The organism is Bacteroides sp. AF39-11AC (assembly GCF_003474285.1).
GTDB lineage: Bacteria > Bacteroidota > Bacteroidia > Bacteroidales > Bacteroidaceae > Bacteroides.
On record NZ_QROH01000001.1, the window covers coordinates 788,326 to 807,179 of the forward strand.

Genomic DNA, 18,854 nt, shown 5'->3' on the forward strand with positions numbered 1-18,854 from the left:
CACAAAAATAGTGGAAATAGGTAGATAGATAGAATACTATTTTGTTCAAGTCTTATACTTTTTGTGAATATATATCCTTATATTAGGAAGTAGCATAAATTTATTTAGAAAGCTGAGAGTTAAAGTTTGAAATTTTGCGTTGATCCGTTTTCACTATGATTTCACCGAAGGTAAAAACAAAAAAGACCGCCAAGAGTGGAAGCCTCCTAACAGTCTAAATCTTCATCTTGTAGCGGGACCCGGGATTGAACCGGGGACCTCATGATTATGAATCATGCGCTCTAACCAGCTGAGCTATCCCGCCATCGTTTCTCGATTGCGGGTGCAAAGATAGAGCTTTTCTTGAAATCTCCAAAACTTTTGCGAATTTTTCTGTGCTTTTCTTCTCTCTTCTCGGTTCTGATGCGATGTTTTCTTTCTTTTTCTCTCATCCTACTTGTCAGATTAATAGTAGATTAATGTACTTATTGGCCTTTTTGTACTAATTTTGCAGAATAAAATGTTTGATGAACTATGAATAAAAAAGGCAGAACTGCGGAATCCGGTAAATTAATATGTATGTGGGTAGGAGCTTTCATCTGTACTATGGTTACAGGGATATATGTCTATATCTTCTATAATAGCTATAAAGAACAGATACCGGAATGGAATGCATTGGCTAAAGAAACATTCGTGGAGGCGCTGAATCTGGAGGTGCAGAGACGAGGGGACATTGTAGTGCCATTTATTGCTGGAGATTTTCCTGAAATGAAAACATTGGAAACCCCATTCCGAAGTCATGTAACTTTGGCGAGCAAGTATGGAACGCATAGCTATGAAATATCACGTGTGAAATTTGATAATAGTCTTATCAAGGATACTGAAAAAAGAATGTTGCTTAGCTATGTGCTTGAGGAGCGTCCTCTGAATGCTGATACGCTGAATACATCTTGGAATAGTCTATTGATAAGGAAATCAATTAAAGCTAATACAGGTATTCGTCTTTCAACAACTGATTTATTGAAGAAGACTTCCACTGTTTATTCTTCCGACAGTGTAAAAGTGCTGCAGGGGGATAGCTTGCTATCTCGTTATGTAGGATTTCGTTGTGAAGTGGGGGTAACGGGTTTTGTTTCTTATGACTGGTGGCGGGTGTTAAAGGTATGGCCATTACTCTTACTTTGGCTTTGTTTTTTCCTTCTCCTTTTATATTATGAACAGATTGCTTACTTCTTGCGGCAAAAACTGGTGAGAAAGGAAACGATTATCCGTATTCAAGAGAAAAAGATAATTGTTGAAAGAAAGATGCATTTGGAGGAGGAAGTCGGGCAAACCGGATTATATGAATTGGCCGACGGGACTATCTTGAATTCAGAAAAAGGTACCCTGATGAATGGGGAAAAGACGAGGCAACTTCGGCCTCAAGTAATTGTCTTATTGAAGCTTTTTCTACAGACTGAAAATTATCGGTTGACCGCAGAAGAAATTATTAAGGAACTGTGGCAAGGGAAGGGAAAACCAAATCAACTTTATGCTGTTATTCATCGTTTGCGTGAATCATTGGAAGGTATCTCTTCTCTTGTTGTGGAATATAAAGATGAACATTATTGTTTGAAAATGCCCCATTCCATCGAAGAAAATGCTGAAAAAGGATAAAAAACGGCCTTATCGATGCTTACCAAAAGGCCTTCAAGTAAAGTTGGTAAGTCGTTGTAAGGCAAAATAGTTGGTTTGATATAAAATTCCGTCTACCTTTATGGGCAAATATGTGGCAATATTGTTTGCATGCTTCATACGGATGTTTAATATTAAGTGTAGTGGAATATGAAAAACAAGATTAAGATTGCTGTTATCAGCTTGTGTGCAGTTGGTGCAATAACTGCTTTTTGTAGTCAGAAATCCTCCGGTAAACCAATGGATGATCTGCTATTGAAAAATGTAGAAGCTTTAGCTTGGGGTGAAGGAGGAGGATCTTCGCACTGTTTGGGTTTGGGTGATGTTGATTGTCCTTTTTCGGAAGTTAAAGTGAGATATGTAATGACTGGTTACAGCCTTGAAGACCTCTATTAACATATTATTAGCTTTTCTCTTCGCTGCATGCACTTCTGTGCCCGATGAGAGAATGATGTCCTACGTTAATTTTCCCGAAACCAGAGAATTGACAGCCCGTACTTTGTCATTGGATACAGCTTTGTTTCGCTATCCTTATAGAGTACGTGTACAGGATAGCAAGGCTATAGTGTTTGATTTGCATGGGACAGATTATTTCTTTCATGCCTTTCACTATCCCGACTTTCATTATTTGTCCTCTTTCGGCAAGCGGGGCGATGCTCCCGAAGAGATGCTTTCAGCCGAAAATCTTCGATGGAATGGGAACTTTTTGTGGACACTTGATTCCAATAAGTCTGAATTAACCCGGTTAGGTTTTGCTTCATCCGGCAACTCATTGCTTCGGTTGGAAGCCGTGAGTCTGGATGAAGAACTACTTCGGGCACTGGACTTTGTGCAATACGATGATTCCACCTTTATTATTCCTGATTATTCCGGTGACAGTCGCTTCTGTTTGGTAAGTCGGCAGGGTAAGTTACTCCGTAAAATAGGGACTATTCCCACTACCAATGAGGACGCTTTGAAGAGTGCCCGTCCTGCTTTAGCGCAGGCATGGCGGAGTTTCATTGATTACAATCCTCGTAATGGGATACTTGTGGCGGCTACTCAACTGGGAGAAGTGCTTGAAATCTATAATTTGAAAGACAGTACGCATCTAGCATGTATTGGTCCTAATGGCGAACCTGAGTTTCAGATTTCCCAAGGTTATGGCATACCGACTGGTATTATGGGGTTCAGTGATATACAAGTGACAGATAATGCTATTTATGTTGTCTTTCAAGGACATGCATTTAAGGATATTATGCAGAAAGCGCAGCAAGGCATTAACTTACCGAATGGTGGACAAAATATTTATGTATTCAGCTTGGAAGGTAAGCCGCTTCGGAAGTACGTGTTGGATCACTATATTCACGGGATTTCAGTAGATGAGCAGAAGGGCATTATAATAGCTACGGATGTGAATAAGGATGAATCAATAATAGAATATCGTTTTCATCCTGCAGCATAATTACCAATGCAAAAGAAAAGACTCACTTAGTGAGAAAAAAATATAAACCGGTTTTAGCTGTGACGACAGCATGATGTGAAATGATCTCAGTGAGATATTCTGTATCTTGCTTCTCTGAAGCACAATATTGGTTTGTGTTTGATATTGATGATTGAACGTATTTTTGATTAAAAAAACAATTTTACAATGAAAAATTTTTTGAAATATGCTTTTGTTGCAGCATTTGTAACAGTAGCAGGATATAGTGTTTATTCTTCACAGAAGTCTGATGCTATGTCTAATTTGATGTTGGCTAATGTGGAAGCATTGGCTGGCGGAGAGGGTAGTGGCTCAGATATATACTGTTGTGGTAATTCAGGGGTATGCATGGTTGTTATAGATAATACTGGTACTAAGCATGATGTTAAAGGAGTCAAATCTACCCTACCATGTCCCTAATTACTAAGTTGCTACTGTATATATACCTTATTTTATTAGCGTAAGCTGGTAAAAAATAAGAAAGAATGTATAGTGGCTGTATTGGTGTAAAAATATTAGGCATACTAAATAGGTATGCCTAATGAAATATATTTTAAATATTAGATTGTGATGAAACAAGGTCGGATTTTATTCTTTTTATTTTTGCTATATATATGTTTATTAAACGCCTGCAAAAGTGAAGATACTCATACGGTTTTGGAATTATTTCCTGAATCTCACCCTTTGTCGGAGAAAAAGGTGTATGATATTAATGAAGATTCTCTTGCTGTAATAGAAGGTTTAGTCTGTGATGGAGAAAATTTGATAGTTTATGATTATCATTCAAATAGTAGTTATACTCTTTTTGATGAAAAAACGGGAGAATTTATCGCTCGCTTCGGAACCATTGGGCAAGGACCTATAGAAATTCCCGTTGGGTGTTATGGTTATTTATTGAAAGGATGTTTCTCTGTTTTTGATGACCAAACTCGGATAGTTATGAAATATAATCTTGACTCTTTGCGAAATGGAAAAGTGAATGCCGCTCCCAAGCGCTTAACGAAATATGATATTCCAGACGCACAAATATCAAGACTTATAGCAATAAATGACAGTACTTTTTTCTCTGCTGGAACCTATAGGGATCGTTACCAATATTTGTTGTTTGATAAGAACAGCAAGGTGTTGGATTACGGCGTGGATATTTATAACGTTGCAGATAGCACTTTTAATAAATATACTAAATTCCTTTCTAATCAAGGAGACTTGATTATGCATCCAAAAAAGCAGAAGTTTGCTTATTCAATCAATCTCTCTTCCAACTTGGACTTTTTTGAAATAGGGGATGATAAAATCAAACTGACAAAATCATTGCGGTTGGGAGATCCAATTTCTCAGCCTGTTACAAATACTATTGGAGGTGGCGGCATGTATTGTAGTGTCGAATTAACAGAAAATAGTCAAATTGGTTATATTAATCTTTGCGCGACTGGTGAGTATGTTTATGCTTTATATTCAGATAAAAAAGCGATTAAAAGTACTCGAAAGTCAAATGTAGTGTTGGTTTTTGATTGGAATGGTAATCCAGCTAAAAAATATTTACTAGATACTGATGCCTATTATATTGCTGTTGATGAAGTGGAACAAAGTATGTTTGCAGCTGTAAAAAATAGTGAAGGGGGATGGAGTATTCAATGTTATAATCTACAATAGTCGGGTTATGTAAATGGTGGACAAAATATTTATGTATTCAACTTAGAGGGTAAACCGCTTCGGAAGTACATGTTAGATCACTATATTCATGGAATTTCAGTAGATGAGCAAAAGGGCATTATAATAGTTACGGATGTGAATAAGGATGAACCGATAATAGAATACCGTTTTCATCCTGCAGCATAATTACCAATGCAAAAGAAAAGACTCACTTAGTGAGAAAAAAATATAAACCGGTTTTAGCTGTGACGACAGCATGATATGAAATGATCTCAGCAGGATATTTTGTATCTTGCTTCTCTGCTGCACAATATTATTTTGTGCTTGATATTGATAATTGAATAAGTTTTTATATTAATAGTCTTTAAGATGAAAAAGTTTCTGAAAATAGCTTTTGTTGCAGCATTTGTAGCAATTGCGGGTTACGGTGTCTATGCTTCACAGAAGTCTGATACTATGTCTGATTTGGCTTTGGCTAATGTGGAGGCATTGGCATCATCGGGTGAAACGACGAGCTATTATCGTTTATTCCCTTGTTATAGTCATCTTTCACAAAATGAGTGTAAATTGAGTACTGACAATAATAGACCTGTCTGCTATGCATCCTCTTATTGTCAGTAAAATGAGCTTGAGGAGTCATTTCTTTCTCTTAATTTGTTTTTCCTTTCTTGTTTCCTGCCAGTTTGCAGGAAATAAGAAAGAAATTGGTTACGGAGAGGAGGTGCAACTTAATGTGAAAGAAATCGTTGTTCCGTCTTCCAATGTCCTCAATTTGAAATCTTACTATTTGTCGTTTGTCTATCAGACTGATTCTTTGCAAATGTTGTATGGATATAATTATAAGATTCACGGGCTGGATTGCTTCAACTTAAAGAATATGCAATCATCTCAAATTACATTTTTGGGAGATGGTAATTCGGCCGTAGTACGTCCGGTGACGGGGGTGTATGTGCAATCACTTGATTCAATTTGGATTTATGACGGTTCGCAACGGGCTCTATTGTTGGATCGGCAGGGACAACTTTTAAATGCAGTCAGTTTGCGTGATGGTTTGACGTCCGATGAACAGGTATTGATAGATTGTAATTTTGCAATTTCTACTTCTAAATTATATTATGACGAACAGCATAAATCGTTACTTTATGGTATTCAGGATACTTCCACTTCTCCCTATTCTTTTAAGGTACGTGAGGTATTTTTGAACGGCTCATTTCCTCCGGTGATGTATTTATTGCAATCCTCTGTTTCTGTTTCTGATGTAAGCGGTGGAGATTATGGTAATATGAGCGGGATAAATATTTCATTTAGCGATGATAATATCCTTTATAACTACCCTGTGGAATCGCATGTGTATGTATTGGATCGTGGAACAAAGCAAACGAAAGTAGTAGATGCGGATAGCCGTTTTACAAAGAATTTAGCGGGGAAATGTCGATCACGGAGTGATTATTCGCAGTGGATAAGGCATGCAGTAGAAAATCCTCATTTTTATGATATTATGTATCTTCCTGAAAGAGAGATGTATGTACGTCTGCATTTGGGGGAGCATACTTTTGACGCAACGTTGGATGCAGATGCTCTAATGGATGACCGTAATTTGTATATTACTCTTTTTGATAAAGAATTTAATGTAGTAGGTGAATGTAGTTTAGCTACTCATCGGTATAATTATTATACAGCATGGACTGCTGTGGGGAAAGGGCTTCTTGTATTTGTAGATAACTTGATGTCTCCTGCAACTAAGACAGATAGGTTGGAAATGGATATCATAGAGATACCTATGAAAACAGAAAACGAAGGTGGATATAAACTTGTAAGTTTGAATTAGGGGTTTGATCTTTATCATAGCTGCGGGTGTAAATAAGTACTTTTTTGAATTGTTTTTGTGCAGTATTTGCGACAATTGCTGTTTACGGTGTCTATGCTAATCTAAAGGTAGATGCTATGTCTGATTTGATGCTGGCTAATGTGGAAGCATTAGCTCTTGGTGAGATGAATTCTGGTTATCCGAATGAATGCACTAACTGTCTCAATTCGTGTTGTCGTTGCTTTAAAATATACAGAGACATGAGAGAAATATATTTGGGGGAGTGTTTTTTATCTTTGGTTTGTGCGAAATAATCGTAGTGTATTAATATAATGGCTTATGAAATTAGTGTTATATCTTTTGGTGATTTTATTCTGTGGTGCATGTACCTCAAGGGAAAAAAACGAGAAGTGGCAGAACCGGAGGGCGAATATCGTTAATGTAAAAGACGATGTGAAAGAAATAGATACGGAAGATGTCCTGATAGGTGCTGTGGCACAACCATATATGTGTGGTGAGTATTTGGCTGTCATCGACTATAAATCTTTTGATAAACTCGTGCATATCTTTGATAAGCATACGTTTAAACATATATTGAGTCTTGGAGACAGAGGTCAAGGACCAACAGAAATAGCCGTTGTCGGATCAATTGCGTGGAATGAGAAAGAACATGATTTATATGTGACTGACAACGGACAACGTAAAATCCTTAGGTATAATTTGGATAGCCTTCTCAATGACTCTCTATATGCTCCAACTGTCAAATTGAAATTTGGAAATGTGCCATTTCCTGATGAGTATTACTATATCAATGATACATTGTCCTATGGTTCGTTCGTAGAGACTTCCATTTCTTCTTTTAAACAAACCAGTGGAAAATGGAATATGATAACCGGAGAAGCAGAATTGATAGATTATGTTCATCCTGCAGATAAAAAGAAACGGGTGGCTTTTGCTGTCTCCCCCCAATATAATACATTGATAGAGTGCAACAGACGGTATGATTTGATAAGCTTGTACAATCTTAATGGAGAATTACAATGCAATGTGTATGGTCCTAATTGGGATAAAAATGGTGATGGGAAGGCGCATTTTAAAAATGCAACTATTTGTGATGATAAGATCGTTGTTTCATACACAGGAGAAGATTGGAATCATAATGATGGGGCGAGGGTACTTCACGTGTTTAATATTGCAGGAGATTATTTGAAAACATTAGATATTGGACGTAGAATTAATCGCTTATGTTGCGATGAGGAGAATAAGCGAATTATTATGAATTTGGACGATGAATATCAATTTGCTTATCTTGATCTTGAAAAATACATTAGTAATTAGAAAATTAGGATATGGTTAATTTTGATTGGTATGAACTTTAGAAACTTGATAATAGTCTTTATTCTCTTTTCTCTATTTTCTTGTGGAGACCGGAAGAAAGAGGATGTAACAGCATTGTTGAAGACATGGAGTGGGAAAGAAATTCTATTTCCCACAAATCCTGTATTTACAGTACAAGATAAAGATACTATTGACTTTTCAATGTTGGGAAAATACAAAATCCTAACTTATGTGGATTCTATTGGTTGCATAAGTTGTAAATTGCAATTGGGGAAATGGAAAACTTTTATGGAAGAAGTGGATAGCTTAGGGATGAATTCTGTGAGGTTTTTATTTTTTTTCTCTCCTGAGAAAAGAAGAGATCTTCTGATTACATTAAAATCGGAGAGATTCACTTATCCTATTTGCATTGATAAAGAGAACAGGTTAAATGAATTGAACCATTTTCCTGTATCAGATATGAACTTCCACACATTTTTATTGGATAAGGACAATAAAGTTCTTGCTATCGGCAATCCTATCCATAATCTTAAAGTGAAAGAACTGTATTTGAAGATTATTCAAGGAGAGGAAGTGGAACAGAAAGATGAAAGTAAAGTGATAAGAACGAAAGTGGATATAGACAAAACCTCCGCTTCGTTGGGTAGCTTTGACTGGAAAAAGGAACAAAAGGCGACTTTTGTTTTGAAGAATACAGGTGATAAGCCGTTAGTTGCTGAATACGTCAATACTTCCTGCGGCTGTACTTCGGTGGATTATTCCAAAGAGCCTGTGCAGCCGGGAAAGGAGATGATATTGGATGTCACTTATAAAGCCGAGCATCCTGAATATTTTGATAAGACAATAACTGTATATTGCAATGCTGAAACGTCTCCGATAGTTTTGAGAATAACGGGAAATGCAGAACAGCAATAATTCTCATACCAAAAGAGGCTTAGGTTGGTATATTGATAAGATCCTTAACCTATTCTTAATGCTCTTTGGGGCGGCATTGATCTGGATATTTCTTCAAGTGATATGTATTGCCACATTCAAAATCCCTTCTGATTCTATGGAGCCGTCTTTGCTTGCAGGAGATAACATCTTGGTGAATAAATGCGTAATGGGAGGACGTTTGTTCAATGTATGGGATGCTTTGGAAGGAAAGGATATACATATATCTCGTTTGCCGGGATTAGGGAAAATAAAAAGGAATGATGTAATAGTCTTTAATTTCCCCTATTCTAAACAGCGTTGGGATAGTGTTGCCTTTGATGTGATGAAGTATTATGTAAAGCGTTGTGTTGCATTGCCGGGAGATACATTCGAAATAAAGGATGCACGATATAAGGTGCGAGGAAAGGATACGTCTTTAGGTAATGTGGAAATGCAAGAAACGTTGATGGGCTTAGCGAAGAGAGGGAAGGCGGAAGAGTTGGGAATTGTAATGAGGGGGTATCCCTATAATTCGGCATTTACTTGGGACATAGTAAACCTTGGACCTCTTTATATTCCTGCTAAAGGTGATAACTTGAAGATGGATTCTATACATGTTATTCTATATAAGAACATAATAGAATGGGAACAAAAAAAGAAATTGTTTGTACGTGGAGATACTGTTTCACTGAATGATAGTGTAATACAGACCTACAGCTTTATAGAGAATTATTATTTTGTAGCGGGGGATAAGGTCATGAACTCTCAAGATTCCCGTTATTGGGGATTATTGCCTGAACCTTTTATTGTGGGAAAAGCTGTCAGAATATGGAAGTCGGTAGATAATAGTACAGATAGGATAAGGTGGAACCGGATATTTAAAAAGATAGAGTGATAAGGCTATGGATATATAGAGTAAAAGATGTGGTGATAGTGTTGCTACTATTTGCTGCCGTCTGCTCCTTGTTGGGGGTGGTTGGGGTGACTACGCCCGAACTTCCTGTGGGGGAAAATATAGGGCAATGGATATGGCTTGGTAAATCTACTTTGTTTTCAGCCGCCTGTATCATTATAACTTACCTGTTACAACTTGTGAAGAGAGATTCTTTGAAAAAAGTGATATGTTTCTCTCATTTCTCTCTCTATGTTTCATGGAGTTTAGTGCTTTGGGGGAGTGTCGAAGCGGTTTGGGGCTTGCGGCAATTGTATGGCTTTTCCACTTCAGGTCACTCTCTCTATGCACTAACAGGGTCTTTCTTCAATCCGGGACCGTATGCAGGGTATTTGGCAATGGTATTGCCTGTCTGCTTACACTTGTATCTGTGTGCTTGTGCTTGTAAGGAACGCTCTGTTTGTTATAAAATAGAGAAAGTGGTAGTTGCAATAGCAGGTATCTTGATTCTTTGTGTGTTGCCAGCCACAATGAGCCGTTCAGCTTGGGTGGCTACGGCGGTTGGTTGTGTTTGGGTAGCATATATGCATCGTGATAAAAGCAAATGGAATGTGTTGTGGAAGAGGTACAAGAGACAATCCGTCTTGTGGGGAATAAGTGCATTTTTTATTCTGATGTTAGGAGGTGTCGGGGCGTTTCTATTGAAACCTGATTCTGCATTAGGGCGTCTGTTCCTATGGAAAATAACCTGTCGGGCTATTGTTAGCTATCCATCGGGTTGCGACAAGGGATTTGCATTTGCTTATGGTGAGGCACAGGAGGATTATTTTGCTCAAGGCGACTATGCCGAATGGGAAGAGCGTGTGGCCGGAAGTCCTGAATATGTGTTCAATGAATATTTATCGCTGGCTTTGACGGAAGGAGTTGTCGTCTGTGTAACAGTATTGGTTGTTATAGGAACATGTTTATGGATGGGGGTGAAGCGTGGGCGCTATGGTATCTGCGGTGCAATTCTGTCTTTACTTATTTTCTCTTTTTCTTCCTATCCTATGCATTTTCCGGCTTTTGTGATAGCAGGGATATTCCTGCTTCTTGCTTGCGGTGTAGGAGATTTTATCTGTAAACCACTTATCTTGTGTGCCAGCCTCATTCTGTGGATGGGTGGCTATACGGAGAAATGGAAACTGGAAGAGGATGCCTGCCGGAAGTGGGTATATGCAAAGATGTTTTATAGTTCGGGTGCTTATAAAGCTGCCAATAAATCTTATGGAGAACTTTATCCGGCATTGAAGGAGAAAGGGGTATTTCTGTTTGAGTATGGGCATAGCTTGCATAAATCGGGCTTTTATGATGAGTCCAATAAGTATCTGGAAGAGGCTTGTCTGTACACTACCGATCCAATGGTTCTGAATATCATAGGTAAGAACTATCAAGAACTGCATTGTTATGAACAGGCGGAAGCTTTTTTACTAAGGTCGATTCATCGCCTGCCGGGCAGAATTTATCCCTATTATTTATTAGCCAATCTCTATGCTAAACCGGAATTTTATCGACCTGATAAATTGAAAGAGGTTTCTGACGTCGTGCTGACTAAGGAGCCTAAGGTACATTCGACGGCAATTGAAGAGATGCGTAAGGAGATAAAGAAAATAGTAAATGAACTGGAGTGATTTATATGAGGTGGATTTATATATTTATATGTGTGTGTGCTCTGACTTTTCTATCTGCTTGCATCGAACAACATGATAGTCGGTTAGAAAGTGCATTGAATATGGCAGGTGCTAACAAAGGGGAATTATTGAAAGTGTTAAATCGTTATCGGGAAAGTGATAATCAAAAATACCATGCTGCATGTTTTCTTATAAAGAATATGCCTTATTATGGTTTCTATAAAGGGGAAGAATTACAGAAATATCTTCGCTATTTTGAGGCGCATTCTACTAATATAAAGGGAGCTCAATTCATTGTAGATTCACTCAAGAAAGCGGATGGAGAATTTTCAATGGATATGCTTACCCGCAAAAAGGATATTGAAGTGGTAGACTCCGCTTTCTTAGTTGAACATATAGAATGGGCATTCAAGGTTTGGAAAGAACAGTCATGGGGAGGAAATGTAAATTTTGAGGATTTTTGTGAGTATATATTGCCTTATAGGATTGGGGATGAGCCTCTCTCGTTATGGCGTAAGGATTTGTATGATACGTATAATCCTCTGCTCAATAAATTCCGCAAATCAGCTGATAGCAATGATATAACAAAAGCAGCTCAGATTTTAATGGATACTTTAAGGCAGGGGAAGTATCGCTATACAAGTCTTTTCCCCAAAGGTCCCCATATAGGTCCGGTAGCATTGAAGTGGAAAACTGGAAGTTGCCGTGAATTTGCTGATGCAATGATATATGTGATGCGTGCTCTTGGTATTCCGTGTGGTATGGATAGGGTAATACAGCGTGGCGATACGAATGCTTCGCATTTTTGGAATTTTATATTGGATAAGGGGCATAATACATATATGGCGGAATTTCCTTATCAAGAAAAGTGGAAGAAAGCATCGGAATATGATGATATAACCAGAGGAAAGGTATACCGCGTGACTTATAGCCTGAATGAGGAGCTGACAAAAGACTTGAAAGATGTGTCGTCTGTTCATCCTATTTTCAGATATCCGTTTTTTCATGATGTAACGGCTACTTATCTGGGACAACAGAATGGACAAATAGTTATTCCTCAAAAAGAACTGTATGATTGCCCTCGTACTGGTGAATTGGTATACTTGTGTTTTGCAAACAAGCAAGAATGGGTTCCCGTTGCTTATACTTTTTTTAATGGGGAGGCTGTTTGTTTTGATAATGTGGAAGGGGGAATAGTGGCTATTTTGGCAACATACAATGAGAGTGGTCTTCAAGCATTGTCCAATCCTTTTACGCTAAATCATGATACGCGGGAGATTCATTATCTTAATCCATTGCAAGAATCCCATATAATTAGTGTTTATAAGAAGTTCTATTTTGCAGTTAAGAATTATTTTAATACCCGTATGGTTGGTGGAGTAATAGAGGGCAGCAATCAGAAGGACTTTCAGAATGTGGATACGCTATTTTTAATCAAAGAGGCTCCCTATCGGTTGTATACTGTCGCTTATCTGAATCCGGATAGGGTATATAGGTATATTCGCTATCGTGGTGGAAAAGATAGTTATTGTAATATAGCAGAACTCTCTTTCTATGAAAACTGCTTGGATACATTACCTTTGAAGGGGAAAGTCATAGGTACTCCGGGATGTTACGGAGACGACGGCAGGCGTGAATATACAAATGTCTTTGATGGTAATCCGGATACATCTTTTGATTATAAATTTCCGGATACCGGCTGGGCGGGTTTAGATTTAGGGAAACCTTATCGGGTAAGTAAGGCAATATATACTCCCCGGAATGATGTGAATTTTATTTATAAGGATAATATTTACGAATTATTTTACTGGGATAAAGGATGTTGGAATTCTCTTGGCAGACAAACAGCAGTTGCTGATTCGTTGGTATATACTGTGCCTCGGAATGCCTTGTTATATCTGAAGAATCATACCACAGGTAATGACGAAAGAATTTTTGAGTATGAGAATGGAAAACAAATATTTTGGTGATATTAATGTCGATAAAAGTTTCTCCGGAGAAATTATGGATGCTTCTAAGGATAATTGGAATGCTTGTTTATTATATCGTAATAAACAATTGACGAGACAACTGAAGGACTATCAGAAAGTTGCAGCATTGGTAGGGTGCTCTTCTTCTCTTATAGTTGCGATGGGGCAGTTATTGTGTCTTCATCAAAGACCGGTTTACGGAATTGTCCGGGATGAGGCAGAGTGGCATAGTTTGTTTGTTGTCATTGATTTGTTTTATGGAGGTTGTTTGTTAGAAACTTTGGCGCCATTCTGTTTAAGTGCTCAGGAACTGAGATTGTGCTATCTGATACGTGCCCGGTTGACTAATAAGACTATTGCTTTGCTTTTTAATATTACCCCCAGGTCTGTATTGAAGTCAAAACAACGTATCAAGTCAAAACTATCTTTATCGGGTTCAGATAGTTTTGATAGATACATACAGCAATACTAACTTATTCGAAATGGATGTTTTATATAGGGGATGAAGAACAGCGGTTTGTAGAACACGAATAAAAAAGACGTATTTTTTTTTGTATTTAGAAAAAAGTCTCTATCTTGCCGCCGCAATAAAAAGCAAATATGAACTATGGAAAGACAGAAAATTCATCGGGAATACCTCTTGAATGCAACTTCTAAAAGCATTCTTTGGTCCGCGATAAGTACCCCCACCGGTTTGGAGGGCTGGTTTGCAGACAGGGTGCAGTCGGACGATAAAGTTGTCACTTTCTTCTGGGGAAAGACAGAACATCGTGACGCAGAGATTATAGCTGTGCGGGCTTTCTCTTTTATTCGTTTCCGTTGGTTGGATGATGAATATGAACGGGAATACTTTGAATTAAAGATGACAAACAACGAACTGACTAATGATTTCGTGTTGGAAGTAACAGACTTCACTTCTGTGGACGAGGTGAACGATTTACGTGAATTATGGGACTCTCAGGTAGAGACTCTACGGAGAACGTGCGGTTTTTAGTTAACTTTGATATAAAAATTTTCCACACTCCCTTTTTTATGCTAATTTTGTGTCTTCATTGCATGAAACGAGTAAAATGCTGCGCATAAAAAAGTTAGATATATTTATATTAAAGAGCTTCTGTACGCTCTTTATGGGCACTTTCTTCATTTGCCTTTTCATCTTCATGATGCAGTTCCTATGGAAGTACGTTGATGAGATGGTGGGGAAAGGATTGGAAATGAGTGTCCTTGCACAATTTTTCTTTTATTCTGCCCTGACATTGGTACCGGCTTCGTTGCCATTGGCTATCTTGTTGGCAGCACTTATCACTTTCGGTAATTTTGGAGAACGTTTTGAGTTGCTTGCCATGAAAGCGGCAGGTATCTCACTACTTAAGATTATGCGCCCATTGATTGTGTTTATCATTTTCATATGTGGCGTTTCTTTTTATTTCCAAAATGTGATAGGACCAAAGGCACAGACCAAGTTATGGACGTTACTAATCTCCATGAAACAGAAGTCCCCGGAATTGGATATACCGGAGGGAGTGTTTTATGATGAAATAGATGGATATAACCTATATGTGAAGCACAAGAATCGTAAGACGGGTATGCTTTATGATGTATTGATCTATAATTTTGAGAAAGGTTTCGAAAATGCTCAAATTATTAAATCCGATTCCGGTCGTCTGGAAATGACGGCAGATAAGCAGCACTTATATCTGCATCTTTATAATGGAGAGCAATTTGAGAACCTGAAGTCTCAGAATATGAATCAGAAGAATGTACCTTACCGTCGGGAAGCGTTCCGGGAGAAACATGCTATCATTGAGTTTAATTCCGATTTTAATATGGTGGATGCCGGTATCATGAGTAGCCAGTCCAACAGTAAGGATATGGCGATGCTGCAAGCGGGTATCGATTCTATGACAGTGCAGAATGACAGTGTAGGACGTGCTTATTTCAAGGAAGCCATGAATGGTACCTATAAGATCACGGCAGACCTGAAGAAAGCAGATACTTTGAAAATAGAGCAGGCACATTTGGGAGAATACAATGTAGACAGTCTTTTCAATGTAGCCACCTTATCACAGAAACAGAAGATTATCTCTACTGCAGTGAGTCGTGCGGAAAGTGCGGGAAGTGATTGGAGTTTCAAGAGCTATAACATTATACAGACAGATACCAGCCTTCGACGGCACATGACGTCCTGGCACGAGAAGTTGACACTTTCGGTGGCATGTCTTATATTCTTCTTTATCGGTGCCCCGCTGGGTGGAATTATCCGTAAGGGTGGTTTGGGAATGCCGGTTGTGGTGTCCGTGCTTATCTTTATTATCTATTATATTATTAATAATACAGGTTATAAAATGGCGCGTGACGGTCAGTGGATTGTATGGATGGGGATGTGGACAAGTACGGCTATCCTGGCTCCATTGGGCGCGTTCCTTACTTATAAGTCTAATAATGACTCTGTGGTACTGAATGCCGATGCTTATATTAACTGGTTCAAGAAGGTTGTAGGTATTCGTAGTGTGCGTCATCTGTTCCGTAAGGAAGTAATTATACACGATCCTGATTATACCCATCTGCCAGCTGATTTGCAGGCATTGTCTGCTGATTGTCGTGCATACGCTGAGAGGAAAGCTTTGAAGCGTGCTCCTAATTATTTTAAATTATGGATGACAGAGTCCAATGATGAGGAGATAGAAAACATAAATGATCGTCTGGAGAAATTGGTGGACGAAATGTCCAACACCAAATCTGTTCATTTGCTGAATGCGCTGAATAATTATCCTATTATTTCTGTTCATGCCCATTTGCGTCCCTTCCGTAATTATTGGCTGAATATGGTTTGCGGCTTGGTGGTACCTGTAGGATTGTTTTTCTACTTCCGCATCTGGGCATTCCGTATCCGGTTGAATAAAGATATGGAGCGGATTATAAAAAACAATGAAGATGTTCAAAAGATAATAGAAACTAATCTGAAATAACCTAAATAAATAAAGGAGAAAACAGAATGGAAAAAGTGAAATTAGATACAATAGAAGAGGCTATTGAAGAATTCAAAGCCGGTAATTTTGTGATTGTAGTGGATGATGAAGACCGCGAAAATGAGGGTGACCTGATTATTGCTGCAGAGAAGATAACTCCTGAAAAGGTGAACTTCATGCTGAAGCATGCACGTGGAGTACTTTGTGCGCCGATTACTGTATCCCGCTGTAAAGAGCTGGATTTACCTCATCAGGTAAGTGACAACACTTCTGTACTGGGTACACCTTTCACGGTGACTATCGATAAGCTGGAAGGCTGCACTACCGGTGTTTCTGCTGCCGACCGTGCGGCTACCATACGGGCATTGGCTGACCCGGCTTCTACACCTGCAACGTTCGGACGTCCGGGACATATCAATCCGTTGTATGCTCAGGAGAAAGGTGTTCTGCGTCGTGCCGGACATACGGAAGCTACGATTGACATGGCTCGTATGGCAGGTTTGTATCCTGCAGGTGCCCTTATGGAAATTATGACCGAGGATGGTGGGATGGCACGTCTGCCTGAGTTGAGAAAGATGGCTGATGAATTTAATCTAAAGCTGATTTCTATTCGTGATATGATTGTTTATCGCCTGAAACAAGAATCCATTGTGGAAGAAGGTGTAGAAGTAGATATGCCCACTGAACATGGACATTTCCGTTTGATCCCGTTCCGTCAGAAATCCAATGGCTTGGAACATGTGGCTTTGTTTAGAGGTACATGGGATCAGGATGAACCGATTCTGGTGCGTGTACACTCTTCTTGTGCTACAGGAGATATCTTTGGCTCTAAGCGTTGTGATTGCGGTGAGCAACTGCACAAAGCTATGGAAATGATTGATAAAGCCGGTAAGGGGGTAGTTGTTTATCTGAACCAGGAAGGTCGTGGTATCGGTCTGATGGAAAAGATGAAAGCTTATAAATTGCAGGAAGACGGTCTGGATACGGTAGATGCCAATATTTGCCTGGGACATTTGGCTGATGAACGCGACTATGGTGTAGGTGCTCAGATTCTGCGTGAACTGGGAGTACACAAAATGAGACTGATGACGAATAATCCGGTGAAACGTGTCGGGTTGGAGGCTTACGGTCTGGAAATTACAGAGATTGTTCCTATCGAGACAACTCCGAATCCATACAACGAACGTTATCTGCGTACTAAGAAAGAACGTATGGGGCACACGTTACATTTTAATAAGTAATTTGCTGTTTTGTTTTCTAATATCAAAGAAAATAGCTTAATTTGTAGCCAAATTTATGCAACAACCATAAAATAGATAGAAAAATGAATCAATTATCAGATCGTTTGAACAGTTTGTCGCCGTCGGCGACGCTGGCTATGTCGCAAAAGAGCGCCGAGTTGAAAGCACAAGGCGTTGACGTAATTAACCTGAGTGTGGGAGAGCCTGACTTTAATACTCCTGATCACATCAAAGAGGCTGCGAAAAAAGCGATAGACGACAACTTCTCTCGCTATTCTCCTGTTCCGGGATACCCGGCTTTGCGCAATGCAATCGTGGAGAAACTGAAAAAGGAAAACGGTCTGGAATATACAGCCGCACAAATTTCATGTGCCAATGGTGCTAAGCAATCAGTCTGCAATGCAGTGCTGGTGCTGGTGAACCCGGGTGATGAAGTTATTGTGCCCGCTCCATATTGGGTAAGTTATCCGGAAATGGTGAAACTGGCTGAAGGTACCCCGGTTATTGTTACTGCCGGTATCGAACAGGATTTCAAGATTACTCCTGCACAGTTGGAAGCTGCTATCACTCCGAAGACTAAGGCTCTGATTCTTTGTTCTCCTTCTAACCCGACCGGTTCGGTTTATACTCAGGAAGAGTTGAAAGGCTTGGCTGACGTACTGGCAAAACATCCTCAGGTAATCGTAATTGCTGATGAGATTTATGAGCATATCAACTATATCGGCAAGCACCAGAGTATTGCCCAATTCCCTGAAATGAAAGATCGTACGGTAATCGTAAACGGTGTTTCTAAGGCATATGCAATGACTGGCTGGCGTATTGGTTTTATTGCCGGACCGGAATGGCTTGTAAAAGCCTGCAACAAGTTGCAAGGTCAATATACTTCAGGTCCTTGCTCTGTATCCCAGAAAGCTGCTGAGGCTGCTTACACAGGAACACAGGCTCCGGTAGAAGAAATGCGTAAAGCTTTCGAGCGTCGTCGTGATTTGATTGTGAAGTTGGCGAAGGAAGTTCCGGGATTCGAAGTGAATGTACCGCAGGGTGCTTTCTATCTGTTCCCGAAATGTGATTCTTTCTTTGGGAAGTCTGTTGGCGACCGTAAGATTGGCGACTCGGATGATTTGGCAATGTATCTGTTGGAGGTTGCCCACGTGGCATGTGTGGGTGGTGCTTCATTCGGTGCACCTGAGTGTATCCGCATGAGCTATGCAACCAGCGATGAGAATATTGTAGAAGCTATCCGTCGTATCAAGGCAGCATTGGCTGAATTGAAATAAGAGAACG

The 18,854-nt window shown here is 39.2% G+C and carries 18 protein-coding genes, 1 tRNA gene and 1 pseudogene; 19 read left to right on the plus strand and 1 reads right to left on the minus strand.

Translation table 11 applies throughout. The features are described 5' to 3' along the window. Positions 1-230 precede the first annotated feature (230 nt). A tRNA-Met gene (locus DW036_RS02580) sits at positions 231-304 on the minus strand. 209 nt (positions 305-513) lie between these two features. Here DW036_RS02580 and DW036_RS02585 point away from each other — a divergent pair. The 19 genes and pseudogenes from DW036_RS02585 (at position 514) to DW036_RS02675 (ending at position 18,847) form a co-directional block, all read left to right on the plus strand. Further along, positions 514-1,635, plus strand: coding sequence for a hypothetical protein (locus tag DW036_RS02585; RefSeq protein WP_118461068.1), 1,122 nt, complete (start codon positions 514-516; stop codon positions 1,633-1,635). 168 nt (positions 1,636-1,803) lie between these two features. After that, positions 1,804-2,049 carry an NVEALA domain-containing protein gene (locus tag DW036_RS02590; protein WP_118461070.1) on the plus strand — a complete coding sequence of 82 codons (246 nt, stop codon included), beginning with the start codon at positions 1,804-1,806 and terminating at the stop codon, positions 2,047-2,049. Next, the gene (locus DW036_RS02595) at positions 2,033-3,097 is read left to right on the plus strand and encodes a BF3164 family lipoprotein (protein ID WP_118461072.1); all 1,065 of its coding nucleotides are present in this window, start codon (positions 2,033-2,035) and stop codon (positions 3,095-3,097) included. Before DW036_RS02590 ends, DW036_RS02595 begins: the two co-directional genes overlap by 17 nt. A gap of 186 nt (positions 3,098-3,283) precedes the next feature. Then, positions 3,284-3,535, plus strand: coding sequence for an NVEALA domain-containing protein (locus DW036_RS02600; RefSeq protein WP_118461074.1), 252 nt, complete (start codon positions 3,284-3,286; stop codon positions 3,533-3,535). 150 nt (positions 3,536-3,685) lie between these two features. Beyond that, on the plus strand, positions 3,686-4,768 hold the full coding sequence (locus DW036_RS02605) for a BF3164 family lipoprotein (RefSeq protein WP_233560234.1): 1,083 nt from the start codon (positions 3,686-3,688) through the stop codon (positions 4,766-4,768). 12 nt (positions 4,769-4,780) lie between these two features. Then, positions 4,781-4,954: pseudogene (locus tag DW036_RS02610) on the plus strand (BF3164 family lipoprotein); the annotation flags it as partial. A 183-nt stretch (positions 4,955-5,137) separates the two neighbouring features. Continuing rightward, on the plus strand, positions 5,138-5,389 hold the full coding sequence (locus tag DW036_RS02615; protein ID WP_118461078.1) for an NVEALA domain-containing protein: 252 nt from the start codon (positions 5,138-5,140) through the stop codon (positions 5,387-5,389). A 1-nt stretch (position 5,390) separates the two neighbouring features. After that, positions 5,391-6,596, plus strand: coding sequence for a DUF4221 family protein (locus DW036_RS02620; RefSeq protein WP_158585937.1), 1,206 nt, complete (start codon positions 5,391-5,393; stop codon positions 6,594-6,596). A gap of 44 nt (positions 6,597-6,640) precedes the next feature. Then, a complete protein-coding gene (locus tag DW036_RS02625) occupies positions 6,641-6,889 on the plus strand; it encodes an NVEALA domain-containing protein (protein WP_369905707.1) in 249 nt (82 codons plus the stop codon). Between the two features lie 25 nt (positions 6,890-6,914). Then, entirely contained in the window at positions 6,915-7,913 is a 999-nt protein-coding gene (locus DW036_RS02630; RefSeq protein ID WP_118461083.1) for a 6-bladed beta-propeller, read from the plus strand. A gap of 30 nt (positions 7,914-7,943) precedes the next feature. Continuing rightward, positions 7,944-8,828, plus strand: coding sequence for a DUF1573 domain-containing protein (locus DW036_RS02635; RefSeq protein ID WP_118461084.1), 885 nt, complete (start codon positions 7,944-7,946; stop codon positions 8,826-8,828). Next, positions 8,812-9,723 carry a signal peptidase I gene (lepB, locus tag DW036_RS02640; RefSeq protein WP_118461086.1) on the plus strand — a complete coding sequence of 304 codons (912 nt, stop codon included), beginning with the start codon at positions 8,812-8,814 and terminating at the stop codon, positions 9,721-9,723. The genes DW036_RS02635 and lepB overlap by 17 nt, the downstream gene beginning before the upstream one ends. After that, entirely contained in the window at positions 9,720-11,390 is a 1,671-nt protein-coding gene (locus DW036_RS02645) for an O-antigen ligase family protein (protein ID WP_118461088.1), read from the plus strand. Before lepB ends, DW036_RS02645 begins: the two co-directional genes overlap by 4 nt. Before the next feature lie 5 nt (positions 11,391-11,395). Beyond that, positions 11,396-13,360, plus strand: coding sequence for a transglutaminase domain-containing protein (locus DW036_RS02650; RefSeq protein ID WP_233560237.1), 1,965 nt, complete (start codon positions 11,396-11,398; stop codon positions 13,358-13,360). Positions 13,361-13,394: 34 nt separating this feature from the next. Continuing rightward, on the plus strand, positions 13,395-13,832 hold the full coding sequence (locus DW036_RS02655; RefSeq protein ID WP_118461201.1) for a helix-turn-helix transcriptional regulator: 438 nt from the start codon (positions 13,395-13,397) through the stop codon (positions 13,830-13,832). A gap of 135 nt (positions 13,833-13,967) precedes the next feature. Beyond that, positions 13,968-14,354 carry an START-like domain-containing protein gene (locus DW036_RS02660; protein ID WP_022394051.1) on the plus strand — a complete coding sequence of 129 codons (387 nt, stop codon included), beginning with the start codon at positions 13,968-13,970 and terminating at the stop codon, positions 14,352-14,354. 76 nt (positions 14,355-14,430) lie between these two features. Continuing rightward, positions 14,431-16,329 carry an LptF/LptG family permease gene (locus tag DW036_RS02665; RefSeq protein WP_118461089.1) on the plus strand — a complete coding sequence of 633 codons (1,899 nt, stop codon included), beginning with the start codon at positions 14,431-14,433 and terminating at the stop codon, positions 16,327-16,329. A 26-nt stretch (positions 16,330-16,355) separates the two neighbouring features. Then, a complete protein-coding gene (locus tag DW036_RS02670) occupies positions 16,356-17,570 on the plus strand; it encodes a bifunctional 3,4-dihydroxy-2-butanone-4-phosphate synthase/GTP cyclohydrolase II (protein WP_118461091.1) in 1,215 nt (404 codons plus the stop codon). A gap of 83 nt (positions 17,571-17,653) precedes the next feature. Beyond that, complete coding sequence (locus DW036_RS02675; protein ID WP_022394054.1) at positions 17,654-18,847, plus strand: pyridoxal phosphate-dependent aminotransferase; 1,194 nt, start codon at positions 17,654-17,656, stop codon at positions 18,845-18,847. Positions 18,848-18,854: the final 7 nt, after the last annotated feature.

Coding starts and splice junctions, on each gene's coding strand:
- DW036_RS02585 (WP_118461068.1), top strand. CDS start 514: ATGAATAAAAAAGGCAGAACTGCGGAATCCGGTAAATTAATATGTATG.
- DW036_RS02590 (WP_118461070.1), top strand. CDS start 1,804: ATGAAAAACAAGATTAAGATTGCTGTTATCAGCTTGTGTGCAGTTGGT.
- DW036_RS02600 (WP_118461074.1), top strand. CDS start 3,284: ATGAAAAATTTTTTGAAATATGCTTTTGTTGCAGCATTTGTAACAGTA.
- DW036_RS02605 (WP_233560234.1), top strand. CDS start 3,686: ATGAAACAAGGTCGGATTTTATTCTTTTTATTTTTGCTATATATATGT.
- DW036_RS02615 (WP_118461078.1), top strand. CDS start 5,138: ATGAAAAAGTTTCTGAAAATAGCTTTTGTTGCAGCATTTGTAGCAATT.
- DW036_RS02620 (WP_158585937.1), top strand. CDS start 5,391: ATGAGCTTGAGGAGTCATTTCTTTCTCTTAATTTGTTTTTCCTTTCTT.
- DW036_RS02630 (WP_118461083.1), top strand. CDS start 6,915: ATGAAATTAGTGTTATATCTTTTGGTGATTTTATTCTGTGGTGCATGT.
- DW036_RS02635 (WP_118461084.1), top strand. CDS start 7,944: ATGAACTTTAGAAACTTGATAATAGTCTTTATTCTCTTTTCTCTATTT.
- lepB (WP_118461086.1), top strand. CDS start 8,812: ATGCAGAACAGCAATAATTCTCATACCAAAAGAGGCTTAGGTTGGTAT.
- DW036_RS02650 (WP_233560237.1), top strand. CDS start 11,396: ATGAGGTGGATTTATATATTTATATGTGTGTGTGCTCTGACTTTTCTA.
- DW036_RS02655 (WP_118461201.1), top strand. CDS start 13,395: ATGGATGCTTCTAAGGATAATTGGAATGCTTGTTTATTATATCGTAAT.
- DW036_RS02660 (WP_022394051.1), top strand. CDS start 13,968: ATGGAAAGACAGAAAATTCATCGGGAATACCTCTTGAATGCAACTTCT.
- DW036_RS02665 (WP_118461089.1), top strand. CDS start 14,431: ATGCTGCGCATAAAAAAGTTAGATATATTTATATTAAAGAGCTTCTGT.
- DW036_RS02670 (WP_118461091.1), top strand. CDS start 16,356: ATGGAAAAAGTGAAATTAGATACAATAGAAGAGGCTATTGAAGAATTC.
- DW036_RS02675 (WP_022394054.1), top strand. CDS start 17,654: ATGAATCAATTATCAGATCGTTTGAACAGTTTGTCGCCGTCGGCGACG.